Below are 15136 nucleotides of genomic sequence, written 5' to 3'. Positions count from 1 at the left end.
TGGCTGCTCAGGAGATGAGGGCGAGAACGGCGTCAGCGGGAACCACCGCTGCGAGCTCCGCACGCTGCGACAGGATCCCTGCCCGGTGGGCGGCGACCGTGGTCTCCATCTTCATGGCGTCGAGGACCGCGACCGGGTCGCCCTCCGCCACATCGGCTCCGTCGTCGACGAGCCAGCGCACGAGCGTGCCCGGCACCGGCGCGCGCAGTTCTGCCGGGTCGGTCGAGGACGCCTCCGCCGCAGGATCGGCCGGCCTGCCGAATCCGGCCAGCATCGCGGCGGGCAGTCCGAGCACGACCCGTCGCCCGTCGATCTCGACGGGGAAGCGCTGCAGAGCAGCATCCGGCACGACTGCAGGCCGCGCCTGCGTCTCCAGCTTCGGCAGCAGGGCGCTCTCGATCCACTGCGTGTGCACCGCGAAGGACTCCGTGGCGAACGCCTCGTGGTCGAGCGCCATCACGTCGAACTGGATGACCGTCGCCGGGCCATCGACGGTGAGCTCGCGCAGAGCCCGCCGCGCGCGCACGATGGCCGCGTCGCGGGACTCGGCGTGCACGATGAGCTTGGCGATCATCGAGTCGAACGCCGGCTGCACCACATCCCCCTCTTCGATGCCGCTGTCCCAGCGCACACCAGGGCCGCCGGGGATCCGCAGCCGCTCGACGCGACCGGGGCTCGGCAGAAAACCGCGGCCGGGGTCTTCGGCGTTGATCCGGAACTCGAAGGCATGCCCGACCGGCTTCGGTGTCTCGACGATCGACGGGCCTTCCCCGAACGCGATGCGGAACTGCTCGCGCACGAGGTCGGTTCCGGTGACCTCCTCGGTGACCGGATGCTCCACCTGGAGTCGGGTGTTGACCTCGAGGAACGAGATGGTGCCGTCGGCCGCGAGCAGGAACTCCACCGTGCCCGCCCCGCGATACCTCACCTCACCGCAGATAGACCGCGCCGCATCGTGGAACCGTGTGCGCTGCTCGACGGAGAGGCCGGGAGCCGGCGCCTCCTCGATGAGCTTCTGATTTCGGCGCTGCATCGAGCAGTCGCGATCGCCGACGACCACGACGCCGCCGAGCCCGTCACCGAGCACCTGCACCTCGATGTGTCGCGGGCTCTCGAGGAAGCGCTCGACGAAGCACTCCCCCCGGCCGAACGCCGCTACCGCCTCACGGGTGGCCGCATCGAAGGCCTCGGCCACCTCGGACAGCTCCCGCACGACCTTGAGCCCGCGACCGCCCCCGCCGAACGCCGCCTTGATCGCGATGGGCAGTCCGTGCTGCTCGGCGAACGCCACGGCCTCCTCGGGCCCGGCCAGCGGCTCATCGGTGCCGGCAGCCAGCGGCGCTCCGACCTGCTGAGCGATACGGCGGGCGGTCATCTTGTCGCCGAGCGCGTCGATGCTCGCGGGCGTCGGTCCGATCCAGACCAGCCCCGCCTCCTCCACAGCCCGCGCGAACGCAGCGCTCTCCGACAGGAATCCGTATCCGGGGTGCAAGGCGGTCGCCCCCGACTGCCGAGCGGCGGCGAGCAGCGCATCGATGGAGAGATACGTGTCGGCGGCGGTGACACCACCCAGTCCCACGGCCTCATCGGCCAGACGTACATGCAGGGCGTCGGCATCCTGATCCGCATAGACCGCGACGGATGCGTACCCGGCTTCGACACAGGCGCGGATGACGCGCACCGCGATCTCGCCACGATTCGCGATCAGGACCCGCTGCGTGGTCGGCACGGTCGACACGGTGGTCATGAGGACTCCTTGACGGTGAAGCGGAGGCGCACTCCCGGAGCCAGCTGACCTGCGAGGTCGAGACTGCGATCCGTGAGCGCTCCGATGATGGGGTATCCGCCGGTGAGCGGATGGTCGGGCAGGAACAGGACCGGCTGTCCGTCGGGCGGCACCTGGATCGCACCGGTGACGGCGCCCTCGCTCGGGATCTCTCCTCCGAGAGCGCGCTCCAGCGGCACCTGGCCCTGCAGTCGGATGCCGACGCGGTCGGAACGCGGCGTGACGGTCCATTCCTGACCGGTGAGGGTCTCGACCGCTGCGGTCGTGAACCAGTCGTCGCGCGGGCCGAGGGTGATCTCCAGGTCGACGAGATCGCCGGGGGCGGGGAGCTCGCGGGCGACGACAGACGGGTCGACGGCATACCGGCCGGCGTCGCCGATGGGGAGCACCGTGCCCGCTGTCAGTGCGAGGGGCCCGAGCCCGGCGAGGGTGTCGGCGGCACGACTGCCGAGGGCCGAGACCGCATCCACTCCACCGCGGACGGCGATGACGTACCGCAGCCCGCGCTCGGGGTGAGCGAGCGTCAGTTCGTCGCCGTCGACGGTGACGAAGGGCTCGCCGTGCGCTACAGGACGAACGTCTCCTCCGGCCTCTTCCAGCGTGAGCGCGCCGGAAGCCCCCGTGACGGCGGCGACACCGGCTCCGCGGAACCGCAGCACGACACCCCCGACGCTCTCGAGAACCGCCGCCAGGGCCGTATTGCCCACTGCGCGGTTCGCGTCGCGCATCGCCCGGCGGTCCGCCACCCCGGAGGCCGAGACCCCGAGCGCGGCATAGCCCGAGCGGCCGGCATCCTGCACCAGCAGCTGCAGTGACGCACGGACGACCTCGACGGCCGCCTCTGCGCCGCGAACCGTGCCCTCCGCATCGACGGGGGAGGGTTGCGGCACGGCTCGCCGGGCGGGAGCCGGAGCGCCTCCGGTTCGGTCCAGCCGAGCCTCGTCCCGCACACGCTCGAACCGCACGGCGGTCCCCGGCGACAGCAGGGCGGGCGGGTCCCGGTCGATGTCCCACATCGCGGCATCCGTGCGTCCGATGAGCTGCCATCCGCCGGGGCTCTCGCGCGGGTACACCCCGGTGAACTCCCCCGCGAGCGCGACAGATCCGGCGGGCACACGGGTGCGCGGAGACGCGCGGCGCGGCACATCGAACAGGGGGTCGCTGCTCACGACGTATCCGAACCCAGGGGCGAATCCGGAGAATGCGACCCGCCAGTGGGCGGCGAGGTGCCGGTTCACGAGTTCCTCCGCCGTCACGCCCAGCAGAGATGCCGCTTCCTCGAGGTCTTCGCCGTCGTAGCGCACGGGCACCGTGACCTCTCCCGTGCCTGGCAGATGCGCGGTGTCGATCGGCGTCGCGGCGAGCGCGGTCGCAAGGTCGGATGCCGAGACGCGAAGCGGATCGAAGCGCACGAGCACGGTACGGGCGCCGGGGATGCGCTCGACGATGCCGGGAACGCCCTCCCAGGCGAGGTTCAGACGCATCGCCTGGTCGAGGTCGTCCGCCTCGACGAGAAGAGCATGATCGGATGCCGTGCGGATGCGCATCAGACGAGGTGCTCCGTGTTCATCGTGCGCCCGCGAACGGTGCGATCGTGATGCCCGCGTCCTGCAGCATCTGCTTGGTCGCCGCCGCCATCGCCACCGAACCAGGGCTGTCGCCGTGCACGCAGATCGACTGGGCGACCACGGGTACGTCGGTGCCGTCGATCGCACGGATCACGCCCTCGGAGGCGAGGCGCACCATGCGCTCCGCGACCGCGTCGGGATCGTGCAGCACCGCCCCCTCCTCGGCACGCGACACCAGCTGCCCGTCGGGCTGATAGGCGCGGTCGGCGAAGGCCTCCGCGGCGACCGCGAGTCCGGCGCGCGCGGCGACATCGAGCACGACGCCCCCGGAGAGTCCCAGCAGCACCAGGCTCGGATCGATCGCGCGGATCGCCGCCACGACGGCCTTCGACTGCCGTTCGTCGCGCGCGATCGTGTTGTAGAGCGCACCATGCGGCTTGACGTATGAGACCCTCCCGCCGACAGCGGCGGCGAGTCCCACGAGAGCACCGAGCTGGTACTCGACGTGCGCCTGCAGCGAGGCCGAGTCGATGTCGACCTTCGTTCGTCCGAAGTTCTCGTAGTCGCGGTAGCCGGGATGCGCGCCGATCACGACGCCGCCCTGCACTGCTGCTGCGAGCGTCTCGCGGATGCCCTCAGGGCTCCCCGCATGGAACCCGCATGACACGTTGGCGCTCGTGACGAGGCGCAGCATGCTCGCATCGTCACTGACGATCCGGTCGGCGACGTTCTCGCCGAGGTCCGAGTTCAGGTCGATCGACGTCATGCGATCACGCTCCGATTCCGAGGAAGGCGAAGATGGGGCCGACCGAGACGATCCCCATGTACCAGGTCAGCAGCGTCACGAGCGTACCGGCGACGAGCAGCCACATCGGGTACTTCTTCGAGCCGAGCAGGTCGCGGCGGAACCAGCCGATGTACATGAACACCGTGAGTCCGATCGGCAGGATCAGGCCGTTGAAACCGCCGACGAAGACGAGGATCGCCGCGGGTGCCGTGCCGATCGACAGATACACCGCCAGCGACACCACGATGAAGGCGACGGTCGCCAGCTGCAGGGGCCAGCTTCCCTTGAGCTTCGTGGTGAAGGTGGAGAGGAAGGTGGCGGAGGTGTACGCCGCCCCGATGACCGAGCTGATCGCGGCGGCCCAGAAGATCGCGCCGAAGATGCGGAGTCCGGCATCGCCGAGCACCGCGCCGAACGCCTGACCGGCGGGGTTCGCGCCCTGACCGGAGAGGTCGAGCGTGACGCCCGAGGCCACGACCCCGAGGATCGCGAGGAACAGCACGTAGCGCATGACGCCGGTGACGAGGATGCCGTTGGTCGCCGCGCGCATCACGGAGCGGGCGTGCTCCGGTCCGGTGTGGCCGGAGTCGAGGTAGCGGTGGGCGCCGGAGTAGGTGATGTACCCGCCGACGGTTCCGCCGACGATGGTCGTGATGGTGGCGAAGTTCAGTTCATCCGGCACGAACGTCTGGCGCAGGGCCTCGCCGATCGGCGGCTGCGCGATGACGGCCACGACCACGGTCATGACGATCATGCCGATGCCGAGCACGACGAGCACGACGTCCATCACCGGTCCCGCCTTCTTCACGAGGAAGATGATGATCGCGAGGGCCGCGGTGACGATGCCGCCGAGCTTGGTGTCGATTCCGAGTAGAGCGTTCAGTCCGAGCCCACCACCGGCGATGTTGCCGATGTTGAACGCCAGCCCGCCGATCACGACGAGCACGGCGATCAGGTGCCCCGAGAAGGGGATGGCGCTGTTGGCGAGTTCGCCGGCGCGCTTGCCCGACGAGGTGATCATGCGCCAGACGTTCAGCTGCACCGCGATGTCGACGAGGATCGAGATGAGGATCGCGAACGCGAAGGCCGCCCCCATCGTCGCCGTGAACGTGGCGGTCTGCGTGATGAAGCCGGGGCCGATGGCGCTGGTGGCCATGAGGAAGATCGCGCCGATGACGGCGCTGCGGCCCGCGCGCTTCTTCGCGGACGAGAGGCGGGCCTCGTCCTCCGGGGAGAGGGAGGCGGTGGTCTGCTCAGACATGCGGGGGGATTCCCATCGTCGTTGGTGGGTGTCGGGTGACCCCCAGTGTAGAACGGATAGAACCCGATTGTTCAACAATCGTGTTACGGCCGTGCTACAGAGCGGTTGCTTTCGTGTGATCCCTCACGGCCACCCGCAGACGATCCGACCACGGCGCCACCTACGATGAAGGCATGAACCAGCAGGGCGTGCTCGCCGACGTGCTCCGACAGCGCATCATCGACGGCGACTTCGCTCCGGGGTCGCGACTGTCCGAGTCCGCCCTCGCCGAGCAGTTCGACGTCTCGCGCAACACCCTCCGTGAAGCATTCCGTGTGCTCGCCGAGCAGGGGCTCGTCGAACACATCCCGCATCGCGGCGTCTCGGTGGCATCCCCCACCATCGCCGACGTGATCGACATCTACCGCGCCCGCCGTGTGATCGAGTGCACGGCGCTGCGCCAGTCCGAGCCGGAGCACCCCGCCGTACAGCTCATGCGCGATGCGCTGGCCGAGGCCGAGGAGCAGCTGCCGCACGAGGACTGGCGGCGCATCGGCAGCGCCAACATGGCCTTCCACGACGCGATCGTCGCCCTCGCCGACAGCGCACGCCTCTCCCGCACCTACCGAGACGTCGCCGCCGAGCTGCGCCTCGTCTTCCTCGAGATCGACGAGCCGCGATCACTGCATGAGCCGTTCGTCCGGCGCAACCGCGCGGTGCTCACCGCCTTGCTGGAGCGCGGGCCCGAGGCGGCCACCGAAGAGCTCGAGCGCTACCTCACGGCATCCGAGCGCAGCGTGTTGGGGGCCTTCGCCCGCATGGGTCACCCCTGACCCCCGACCTCTCGCGACGTCGGACAAACACGTTCGACCAGAACAGCATTCGGTATTTCTGACCTGAGTGCATAAATCTGTGAACGTGCCGGGAGATGCCTTGCGATCCCGTGAGAGGCATGGTTACCGTGAGCGGACTTCGGAGCGATCGACGACGCAGAGTTGCCCGCCTTTCTCCCCGAGGGCCGCGCACCGAGGGGGCGCGCGGAATCGTTCAGATCGAAAAGGACAAGTACTTTGCGACTCACGAGAAAACTGGCGTTCGCCGCTACCGCGGCTGCTGCGCTCTGCCTCGGCACGGTCATCCCCGCTGCCGCGAACTCCGCACCCGACGCCGACGACATCCCCACCTTCCAGGAGTTCGAGGCGTCGACCTACCGAGACATCGACGGAGCCTACGTCGTCAACGGGGACGAGGTGATCTCCAACCAGGGCGAGCTGCGGTCGTTCTACGAACAGCTCCTGGGCGCCGATCCCGTGACCAACGGCCTCATCGTCAACACGGTCAACAGCATCGACGACAAGTGGTCCGACGCGCAGGCGAGTGCTCTCACCTATTGCGTCAGCACGGCATTCGGTGCACGTCACGCCGACGTCGTGAGCGCGATGGAAAGCGGCGCCGCGCTCTGGGAGGCCGCATCCTCGAAGATCGACTTCATCTACGACAGCAGCGCCGATGCCAACTGCACGACGCGCAACAACGCCGTCCTCTTCTCCGTGGAGCCCGTGCAGACGACGCAGTACATCGCCCGAGCCTTCTTCCCCAGCACGGCGCCGCGCCTGCAGAACGTCCTCATCGACGACTCGATCTGGACCCCGGGCTCGTCCTGGACCCCGACGAATGTGCTGGGTCATGAGCTCGGCCACGTGCTCGGCTTCCGCCATGAGCACACCCGCCCCGAGGCCGGCACCTGCTTCGAGGACAACAACTGGCGTCCGCTGACGCCGTATGACTCGTCGTCGATCATGCACTACCCGCAGTGCAACGGATCATCCGCCGATCTGTCGATGACGAGCGTCGACACCGCCGGAGTCGTCGCACTCTACGGAAACTGACACCGTCCACTCGAACCCTGTCGGAATCAGCGGGGCCCGGTCGTTCACGACCGGGCCCCGCGTCCGTACTGTTCGTCACGCGCGACGAACGACGCCGGGCTCAGCCGACACCGACCCACGGCTGTGGGCCTGGCCCGGAGGGGGCGCCAGGGCCACAGCCGTGTTCATCCCCTCCGCCGCAGGGCGCCCACCGGCGCGACCACTCAGGCGGAGGCGCGGATCACCAGCTCGGTCGGCAGGATCGTCGTGGTCGGCGGCTCTTCGCCTGCCAGTCGCGACAGCAGGACCCGGGCCATCGCCTCACCCTGCGCGTACATCGGCTGACGCATCGTGGTCAGCTGCGGATCGGTGGTGATGGCGACCGAGGAGTCGTCGAAACCGACCAGGGCGATGTCCTCCGGCACGCGCACACCCGCTGAGCGCAGTGCCGTCAGTGCGCCACGAGCCATCAGGTCGCTCGCGACGAAGATCGCATCCGGTCGTCCGCCGTCGAGCAGCCGCCTGGCGGCTTCCGCTCCGCTCGACTCGCTGTAGTCGCCTTCCTCCTCCGCATACGGGGTGAGTCCGGCATCAGCGAGAGCCGCGCGGAACCCCTGCACACGATCTTCCGAGGCGACCATCGTGAGCGGACCCGAGATCGTGGCGATGCGCGTGCGCCCGATGTCGATCAGGCGGCGGGTGGCGTTCTTCGCTCCGGCCACGTTGTCGACGTCGACGACGTAGTCGCCGTCGCGTCGACGCACGGGGCGTCCGCCGAAGACGACCGGCACGGCATCCGCGATCCGATCGACGAACGCGTCGCTCGTGTGATGCGACACGATCAACGCGCCGTCGACGCCGCCGTTGCGTACGAAGCTGGTCATCTTGTCGCCGGGGTCATCGCTCGCGATGAGCAAGTTGAGCAGGTAGTCCGAGCCGCCGAGTGCTCCCGTGATCCCGGCGACGATGGCCGCGAAGAACGGGTCGCCGAAGAAGCGGGTGGTGTCCTCCGGCACGATCAGGGCGATCGCGTGCGTCTGCCGGGAGGCGAGGGAGCGTGCCGCGCGGTTGGGCACGTAGTTCAGCTCGTCGATCGCGGCGCGCACGGCGGCGAGGGCCTCCGGACTCACGGCGGTCGACCCGTTCACGACGCGCGACACCGTCGATCGGGAGACACCGGCGGCGGATGCCACCTCTTCGATGGTCGCTCGGGGCGACATCAGCGTACGCACTCTTCCATCGCCCTATTCTCACCGGTCGGCGCGGGCTGCGACGACACTCCCCCTCCGCGTCGTGCAAACTGTCGCCTCTCGACCCCCCGGACGGGACCGCTCCGACGATGCGAATCGGGAGCGACGCGCTCATCAGAGCGCGCGGTCGCCGATGATGCGCGCGTACTCCCGCCCCGAGTCCTTGAGGGTGCGCTCCTGGGTGTCGTAGTCGACGCGGACGATGCCGAAGCGCTTGTCGTAACCCCACGCCCACTCGAAGTTGTCGAACAGCGACCAGTAGAAGTAGCCACGCACGTCCACACCCGCCTCCGCGGCGTCGAGCACCGCGCCGAGATGCAGTCGCAGGAACTCGGTGCGGTCGGCATCGTGCACGCGCGTCTCGCCGTCTTCGACCACCACGACGTCGTCGTAGGCTGCGCCGTTCTCGGTCATGTAGAGCACGGTGCCCGCGGGCTCGGCGTACTCGGCCCAGACGCGCTGCAGCACCCGGGTGAGACCCTCGGGCTGCACCTCCCAGTTCTGCGCCGTGCGCGGCAGGCCCCGCTCGACCGCATGGATGTCGTCGCTCGACGGATAGGGGCTGCGCCGCACTCGCTCGGTCTCGGGCTCCGCGGAGACGGGCCCTTCGACCGGCGCCGTGCCCGAGACGAGGTCGCCGTGGTAGTAGTTCACCCCTTGCGTGTCGATGTGCTGAGAGATGGTCTCGAGGTCGCCGTCATGGACCGCCGCCTCGAACCGTGCGACAGCCTCGGCGTCGACCGCGCGGATGTCGTCGACGATGTCGGCCGGGTAGCTGCCGCGGTAGATCGGGTCGAGGAACCAGCGGTTGAACTGTCCGTCCACGCGCCGGGCCGCGTCGATGTCGGCCGGATTCTGCGGATCGGCGGGGTCGGCGACCGTGTGGTTCAGGGTGATGCCGAGGTTGAGCGAGGCATCACGTCCACGGAGCTCCTGCACCGTCTTGCCGTGCGCGAGCAGCAGGTGGTGCGAGGCGAGCAGACCTTCCGCGATGCTGGTGTGCCCCGGTGCGTGCTCGCCTGCGGTGTAGGAGAGGAACGATGAGCACCACGGCTCGTTCAGCGTGGTCCACACGTTCACGCGATCGCCGAGAGCATCGTGCATGGTGCCGGCGTACTCCAGGAACCGGTCGACGGTGTCGCGATTGGTCCAGCCGCCCGCCTCCTGCAGCGCCTGCGGCATGTCCCAGTGGTACAGCGTCAGCCAGGGGAGGATGTCGGCGCTGAGCAGTTCGTCGACCAGGCGCTCGTAGAAGTCGACACCGGCCGCGTTCACCGCTCCCCCGTCGGGGCGCACCCGCGACCACGACGTCGAGAAACGATACGTCTGCAGGCCGAGCTGCTTCATGAGCGCCACGTCCTGCGGGTAGCGGTGATAGTGATCGCAGGCCACATCGCCGTTCTCCGCACCGACCACGGCACCCGGCTCACGCGAGAAGGCATCCCAGATGGATGCGGTGCGTCCGTCCTCGAACGCCGCCCCCTCGATCTGGTAGGCGGCGGTCGCGGCGCCGAACAGGAAGTTCTCGGGGAAGGAGCGGGTCATAGGGGTCATCCTTTCACCGCGCCCGCCATGATGCCACTGACCAGCTGGCGTCCGGCGACCACGAAGAGCACGAGCAGCGGGAGGGTCGCGAGCACCGCGCCGGCGAGCACGATCGAGTAGTCGATGTAGTACCCGGACTGCAGCTGGCTGAGCGCCGTCTGCAGGGTCGGGTTCTGCGGGGAGAGCACGATGAGCGGCCACAGGTAGTCGGTCCACGCGGTCATGAACGTGAAGAGTCCGAGGATCGCCATGGCCGGCCGGGCGGCGGGGAGCCCGACGGTCAGGAAGGTGCGGAACTGGTTCGCGCCGTCCATCCTCGCGGCCTCGATCAGCTCGTCCGGGATGACGTCTACCAGGTACTGCCGCATGAAGAACACGCCGAACGCGGTGACCAGCGTCGGCACGATGACCGCACCGATCGATCCGGTCCAGCCGAGCTCGCGCATCAGCATGAACAACGGGATGATGCCCAGCTGCGTCGGGATCGCCATCGTCGCGATGACGAAGATCATCAGTCCGTCGCGGCCCTTAAAGCGCAGCTTCGCGAAGGCGTAGCCCGCGAGCGTCGAGAACGTCACGACCGAGAGCGTGATGATGCCCGAGATGAGGAACGAGTTGCCGAGGGCGAGCCAGAACGGGATCGCGTCGAACACCCGTGCCGCATTGGCGAGGAAATTGCCGCCGGGGATCAGCGGGAGCGTCTCACCTCGCGTCGCGTTCGTGCCGCTGGCGACCACGACCGACCACCACAGCGGGTAGACGCTGCCGATGATGAACGCGGCCAAGAGGCCGTAGGTGAGGAAGCCGGGGCGGCTGCCGATGCCGGCGGTACCGCCGGCGACGGCTCGACGCCGGCGGATGTTCTCGGGGACGCTCAGCGCCTGGGTGGCGGTCATCGCGCGTTCTCCTCGGTCGTGGTGGCGATCGTCGATCCGGCGGTGCGCGCGCGGCGACGGGCCGCACGGCTCTTAGGGGCGTCTCCGGTGGAGATCCGTCGGGAGATGAGGAAGTTGATCACACCGATCCCGACGATCAGCAGGAACAGCAGGATCGCGACGGCGGACGCCTCTCCGAGGTTTCGTCGGAAGAACGCCAGCTCCCACAGGAACAGCACCGTCGTCTGGAACTGCCGGTCGCTGCCGCCGATGCCGCCCGCGGTCGACACGTCGAACAGACGCGGCTCGGCGAAGATCTGCAGCCCGCCGATCGTCGCGGTGATGATGACGAAGATCAGGGTCGGACGGATCGTGGGGATCGTGATGGAGAAGAAGCGTCGCGCGGCTCCCGCCCCGTCGAGCGCCGCGGACTCGTACAGGTCGCGCGGCACGGCCTGCATCGCAGCCAGCAGGATCAGGGCGTTGTAGCCCGTCCAGCGGAAGTTCACCATGACCGCGATCGCGATGTGCGACAGCGCGGTGTTGTGCTTCCACTCCTGGTCGGCGATGCCGATGAGGTTGAGGAGATTGTTGGCCAGGCCGTCGGCCTCGTTGAAGATGCTCGAGAAGATGATGGCGACGGCGACCGGGGTCACGACGAACGGGATCAGCACGCTCATCCGCCAGAAGGTCGGCGCCCGCAGGCCGCGGTCGAGCAGGTAGGCGATCACGAGGGCCACGGCCAGCTGCGGGATCGCGGAGAGCAGGAAGATGCTCAGGGTGTTGCCGATCGAGTTCCAGAACATCGCATCGCCGAGGATCTCGACGAAGTTGCCGACCCCGACGAACTCCCCCTCGCCCTTCAGCAGATCCCACTCGTGCACGGCGACCCAGACCGTGTAGAGCAGGGGGAACAGGCCCACCAGCCCGAACAGCAGGAAGAACGGCGAGATGTAGAAGTACGGTGAAGCGTTCTGGTCGAACCGTGAGACGCGGTGGCGCCAGGAGCGCTTCGACGGCGCATCCTTCGCCGGGGCTGCCTTCTCGCGGCTTTCCGCGGGCGGGGCGATGAGAGTCATGGGGTGTCCTTGTCCCGGAGTTCCGAGGAGTTCCGGTCGCAGTTCCTGTCGCCGACCGTGGGGCGAGGAGACAGGAACTGCGACCGGAAGGGGGATGTCAGCCGACGAGGTCGTTCAGCAGACCGACGGCCTGGTCCCAGGCGCCCTGGGTGTCGGTCTCGCGGCGATCGAGGCTGCTGAGCGCCGGGCCGAAGACGTTCTCCTGGATGACCGAGTCATCGGCACCCTTGAACTGGGCCACGACGCCCTTGGCGCGCTCGGCGAGGATCGCACCGGTCGGGGCGTCGTTGAAGAAGGCGTTCGGCGTCGCGTCGGCCGCGAGCGTCTCCTGCGCCTTGATCGTCGAGGGGAAGTTGCCGGCAGCAGCGGACTGCTTCACCTGCTGCTCGGGCTGCGTCAGCCAGTCGGCGAGCTCCGCGGCCGCCTTCTTGTGCTGCGACGACTCCGGGATCGACAGGAACGCACCGCCCCAGTTGGCTGCGCCTCCGGGGAACACGTCCGCGAAGTCCCATCCGGTCGATGCGTCTCCGCCGCCGGCTTCGACCTGCCCCTGCACGACGCCGAGCATCCAGCCCGGGCACACGAACGTCGCGAAGGTCCCGTCGACGAACGACTTGCCGCCGTTCCAGTCCCACGCCGTCTGCGCGGCGGACTGGCCGCCCTCGGTCGCGGCGCCCAGGAGCTCGAAGCGCTCCTTGAGCTCGGCGTTGTCCTCGACGTTCAACGTGCCGTCGGCGGCGTAGTACCCCTCGTCCAGCTGGTTGACCATGGCGTTCCAGACGAAGCCGGAGTGGTCGTACCAGGCCTTGCCGGTCTTCGCGGTGTAGTCGGCGCCGACCGCGAAGTAGTTCTCCCAGTCTCCGTTCAGCAGCTCGGCCACCGATTCGCGGTCGCTCGGGAGCCCCGCCGCCTCGAAAGCAGCGCCGTTGTAGCAGATGCCGCTCGGGCCGATGTCGGTGCCGTATCCGATGACGCGACCCTCGGCGTCGGTCGCCTGACCGTACTTCCAGTCGACCCAGTCGTCCTTGCGGTCTTCGATGCCGTAGTCGCGCAGATCGACGAACGTGTCCGAGACGTCCATGATGGCGCCGAGCCAGCCCTCCTCGATCGCGACCACGTCGCTGAGGCCGGAACCGGCGGCGATCTTGGTGAACGCATCGGTGCGGGCGTTGCCGCCGGTGTCGATGTTGGTCGCCTCGATCTTGACGTTCGGGTGCGCCTTCTCGTACTCCTTGTAGAGGTCTTCGTAGCCGAAGGTGCCGAACGTGGTGACGGTCAGTGTCACCTGTTCGTCGGCGCTTCCTTCCCCGGAATCTCCCGTGTTTCCGGAGCAGCCGGCGAGGGCGAGGGCAGAGACGGATGCCACGGCGGCAGTCACGAGGATCCGGTGGCGGGCACGTGTGTTCACAGTTCACTCCTTTGTGGTGGTCGTGCGGTGTGTGGTGCTTCGGGGCGTCGTGGGAGCGCTCCCACGGACTGACCAGTCACTCTATGGGAGCGCTCCCACGGTGTCAACCCGACCGACGCGGGGTACCCTTGGGCAGTGCCCGAAGCCACCCTGTCCCCCGCCCTCGTCCGCGCCGAAGCCCTGATCCGCAATGTGCCGGACTACCCGCAGCCGGGCATCATCTTCCGCGACATCACGCCGCTCCTCGCCGACGCCGAGGCCCTCCGAGTGACGACCGAGGCGATCATCGAGCCCTTCGCCGGCCAGTTCGACGTGATCGCGGGCATCGAGGCGCGAGGGTTCATCCTCGCCAGCGCCGCCGCCATCGCCGCAGGCGTAGGACTCATCCCGATCCGCAAGGCCGGCAAGCTCCCCCGCCCCGCGGCATCCGTCGACTACGCCCTCGAATACGGCACCGCCACGATCGAGATGCACGACGATCTGCCGGCCGGATCCCGCGTGCTGCTCATCGACGACGTGCTCGCCACCGGAGGAACCCTCGCCGCGGGGCGCGAACTCGTCGAGCGCCTCGGAAGTCATGTCGTCGGCATCTCGGTGCTCTTCGAGATCGACGGCCTCGGCGGCCGCGAAGCGGTCGGTGACCTGCACACCGTCTTCCACTCCGCGTAGTCGGTCTTCCGCTTCGCACAGTCGCGCACACGCGCCGGGAAAGAGCGCGGGCCCGGAGCAGTAGACTGGGTGCGCCCGTCCGCCCGCGACTCCCGGAGCCGTTCATGCCCACCATCGTCGTCGACGTCATGCCCAAGCCCGAACTGCTCGACCCGCAGGGGAAGGCCGTCTCCGGCGCCTTCGCCCGCCTCGGCGTCGAGGGCTTCACCGACGTGCGCATCGGCAAGCGCTTCGAGCTCACCGTCGAGGGCGAGGTCACCGACGAGGTTCTCGCCGAGGCCAAGCGCATCGCCGACGAGGTGCTCTCCAACTCCGTGATCGAGGATGTCGTCGGCATCGAGGTCGCCGAGTGACCGTCCGCATCGGCGTCATCACCTTCCCCGGCTCGCTCGACGACCGCGACGCACAGCGCGCCGTGCGCATCGCCGGCGCCGAGCCCGTCGCGCTGTGGCACGGCTCGCATGACCTCGAGGGCGTCGACGCGCTCGTCCTCCCCGGCGGCTTCAGCTACGGCGACTACCTGCGCGCCGGTGCGATCGCCGCGCTCTCGCCGATCATGAGCGAGGTCAAGGACGCCGCGGCGAAGGGCATGCCCGTGCTCGGCATCTGCAACGGCTTCCAGATGCTCGTCGAGGCGCATCTGCTCCCCGGCGGCCTGATCCGCAACAACCACCAGCACTTCGTGCGCCGCGACCAGCGGCTCACGGTGGAGAACTCCGACACCGCCTGGACCAATGCGTTCCGCAAGGGCCAGGAGATCGTGATCCCCCTCAAGAACGCCGACGGCGGCTACATCGCCGACGAGCAGACCCTCGACCGCATCGAGGGCGAGGGTCTCGTCGCCTTCCGCTACGCCGGGGTCAACCCGAACGGGTCGCTGCGCGACATCGCCGGCCTCACCAACGAAGCCGGAAACGTGGTCGGCCTGATGCCGCACCCCGAGCACGCCACCGAGGCAGGATTCGGCCCCGACACCTCCGTCGCCATGCGCAGCGGTGTCGACGGACTCGACTTCTTCACGAGCGCCATCGCCGCGGTCGCCCGCGTCGCCGCGTAACCCC

Annotated in this window: 14 protein-coding genes; 5 read left to right on the top strand and 9 right to left on the bottom strand. The window is 68.8% G+C overall.

What is annotated here, in order from left to right:
- Positions 1–7: 7 nt before the first annotated feature.
- From D514_RS36210 to D514_RS36195, 4 genes are read right to left on the bottom strand one after another with little or no spacing between them, the layout of a single operon-like run.
- The gene (locus tag D514_RS36210; RefSeq protein ID WP_017831307.1) at positions 8–1747 is read right to left on the bottom strand and encodes a biotin carboxylase N-terminal domain-containing protein; all 1740 of its coding nucleotides are present in this window, start codon (positions 1745–1747) and stop codon (positions 8–10) included.
- The gene (locus D514_RS36205) at positions 1744–3333 is read right to left on the bottom strand and encodes an urea amidolyase family protein (protein WP_017831306.1); all 1590 of its coding nucleotides are present in this window, start codon (positions 3331–3333) and stop codon (positions 1744–1746) included. Before D514_RS36205 ends, D514_RS36210 begins: the two co-directional genes overlap by 4 nt.
- Positions 3334–3352: 19 nt before the next feature.
- Positions 3353–4120, bottom strand: a complete 768-nt coding sequence (locus tag D514_RS36200; protein ID WP_017831305.1) for a LamB/YcsF family protein — start codon at positions 4118–4120, stop codon at positions 3353–3355.
- Between the two features lie 4 nt (positions 4121–4124).
- Entirely contained in the window at positions 4125–5402 is a 1278-nt protein-coding gene (locus D514_RS36195) for an NRAMP family divalent metal transporter (RefSeq protein WP_017831304.1), read from the bottom strand.
- A 173-nt stretch (positions 5403–5575) separates the two neighbouring features.
- Between D514_RS36195 and D514_RS36190 the strand changes: the two genes are divergently transcribed.
- Both D514_RS36190 and D514_RS36185 read left to right on the top strand, forming a co-directional pair.
- Positions 5576–6214, top strand: coding sequence for a GntR family transcriptional regulator (locus D514_RS36190; protein WP_017831303.1), 639 nt, complete (start codon positions 5576–5578; stop codon positions 6212–6214).
- Positions 6215–6451: 237 nt separating this feature from the next.
- Positions 6452–7270 carry a M57 family metalloprotease gene (locus D514_RS36185; RefSeq protein ID WP_017831302.1) on the top strand — a complete coding sequence of 273 codons (819 nt, stop codon included), beginning with the start codon at positions 6452–6454 and terminating at the stop codon, positions 7268–7270.
- Between the two features lie 203 nt (positions 7271–7473).
- Here D514_RS36185 and D514_RS36180 read toward each other — a convergent pair whose 3' ends face one another.
- The 5 genes from D514_RS36180 to D514_RS36160 form a co-directional block, all read right to left on the bottom strand.
- Positions 7474–8469, bottom strand: a complete 996-nt coding sequence (locus D514_RS36180; protein ID WP_017831301.1) for a LacI family DNA-binding transcriptional regulator — start codon at positions 8467–8469, stop codon at positions 7474–7476.
- A 144-nt stretch (positions 8470–8613) separates the two neighbouring features.
- On the bottom strand, positions 8614–10044 hold the full coding sequence (locus D514_RS36175; RefSeq protein WP_017831300.1) for a GH1 family beta-glucosidase: 1431 nt from the start codon (positions 10042–10044) through the stop codon (positions 8614–8616).
- A 5-nt stretch (positions 10045–10049) separates the two neighbouring features.
- Complete coding sequence (locus D514_RS36170; protein ID WP_017831299.1) at positions 10050–10940, bottom strand: carbohydrate ABC transporter permease; 891 nt, start codon at positions 10938–10940, stop codon at positions 10050–10052.
- Positions 10937–11998 carry a carbohydrate ABC transporter permease gene (locus D514_RS36165; RefSeq protein ID WP_017831298.1) on the bottom strand — a complete coding sequence of 354 codons (1062 nt, stop codon included), beginning with the start codon at positions 11996–11998 and terminating at the stop codon, positions 10937–10939. The genes D514_RS36170 and D514_RS36165 overlap by 4 nt, the downstream gene beginning before the upstream one ends.
- 97 nt (positions 11999–12095) lie before the next feature.
- The gene (locus tag D514_RS36160; RefSeq protein WP_017831297.1) at positions 12096–13406 is read right to left on the bottom strand and encodes an ABC transporter substrate-binding protein; all 1311 of its coding nucleotides are present in this window, start codon (positions 13404–13406) and stop codon (positions 12096–12098) included.
- A 135-nt stretch (positions 13407–13541) separates the two neighbouring features.
- Between D514_RS36160 and D514_RS36155 the strand changes: the two genes are divergently transcribed.
- The 3 genes from D514_RS36155 to purQ all read left to right on the top strand — a co-directional run bounded on the left by D514_RS36155 (position 13542) and on the right by purQ (position 15132).
- Complete coding sequence (locus D514_RS36155; protein WP_017831296.1) at positions 13542–14075, top strand: adenine phosphoribosyltransferase; 534 nt, start codon at positions 13542–13544, stop codon at positions 14073–14075.
- A gap of 104 nt (positions 14076–14179) precedes the next feature.
- Positions 14180–14428, top strand: a complete 249-nt coding sequence (gene purS, locus D514_RS36150; RefSeq protein ID WP_017831295.1) for a phosphoribosylformylglycinamidine synthase subunit PurS — start codon at positions 14180–14182, stop codon at positions 14426–14428.
- Positions 14425–15132 (top strand): phosphoribosylformylglycinamidine synthase subunit PurQ, encoded by a 708-nt coding sequence (gene purQ, locus D514_RS36145; protein ID WP_017831294.1) that lies wholly within the window; start codon positions 14425–14427, stop codon positions 15130–15132. Before purS ends, purQ begins: the two co-directional genes overlap by 4 nt.
- The last annotated feature ends 4 nt before the right edge of the window (positions 15133–15136 follow it).

Source organism: Microbacterium sp. UCD-TDU (assembly GCF_000340625.1).
Taxonomy (GTDB): domain Bacteria; phylum Actinomycetota; class Actinomycetes; order Actinomycetales; family Microbacteriaceae; genus Microbacterium; species Microbacterium maritypicum.
Note: the sequence above shows the minus strand (reverse complement) of the source record. Positions and strands in the feature narration are given on the sequence as shown.

Bases quoted from the DNA above. Each gene is read 5' to 3' on its own strand.
- D514_RS36210 (WP_017831307.1), bottom strand. From the start codon at position 1,747: ATGACCACCGTGTCGACCGTGCCGACCACGCAGCGGGTCCTGATCGCG.
- D514_RS36205 (WP_017831306.1), bottom strand. From the start codon at position 3,333: ATGCGCATCCGCACGGCATCCGATCATGCTCTTCTCGTCGAGGCGGAC.
- D514_RS36200 (WP_017831305.1), bottom strand. From the start codon at position 4,120: ATGACGTCGATCGACCTGAACTCGGACCTCGGCGAGAACGTCGCCGAC.
- D514_RS36195 (WP_017831304.1), bottom strand. From the start codon at position 5,402: ATGTCTGAGCAGACCACCGCCTCCCTCTCCCCGGAGGACGAGGCCCGC.
- D514_RS36190 (WP_017831303.1), top strand. From the start codon at position 5,576: ATGAACCAGCAGGGCGTGCTCGCCGACGTGCTCCGACAGCGCATCATC.
- D514_RS36180 (WP_017831301.1), bottom strand. From the start codon at position 8,469: ATGTCGCCCCGAGCGACCATCGAAGAGGTGGCATCCGCCGCCGGTGTC.
- D514_RS36175 (WP_017831300.1), bottom strand. From the start codon at position 10,044: ATGACCCGCTCCTTCCCCGAGAACTTCCTGTTCGGCGCCGCGACCGCC.
- D514_RS36170 (WP_017831299.1), bottom strand. From the start codon at position 10,940: ATGACCGCCACCCAGGCGCTGAGCGTCCCCGAGAACATCCGCCGGCGT.
- D514_RS36165 (WP_017831298.1), bottom strand. From the start codon at position 11,998: ATGACTCTCATCGCCCCGCCCGCGGAAAGCCGCGAGAAGGCAGCCCCG.
- purS (WP_017831295.1), top strand. From the start codon at position 14,180: ATGCCCACCATCGTCGTCGACGTCATGCCCAAGCCCGAACTGCTCGAC.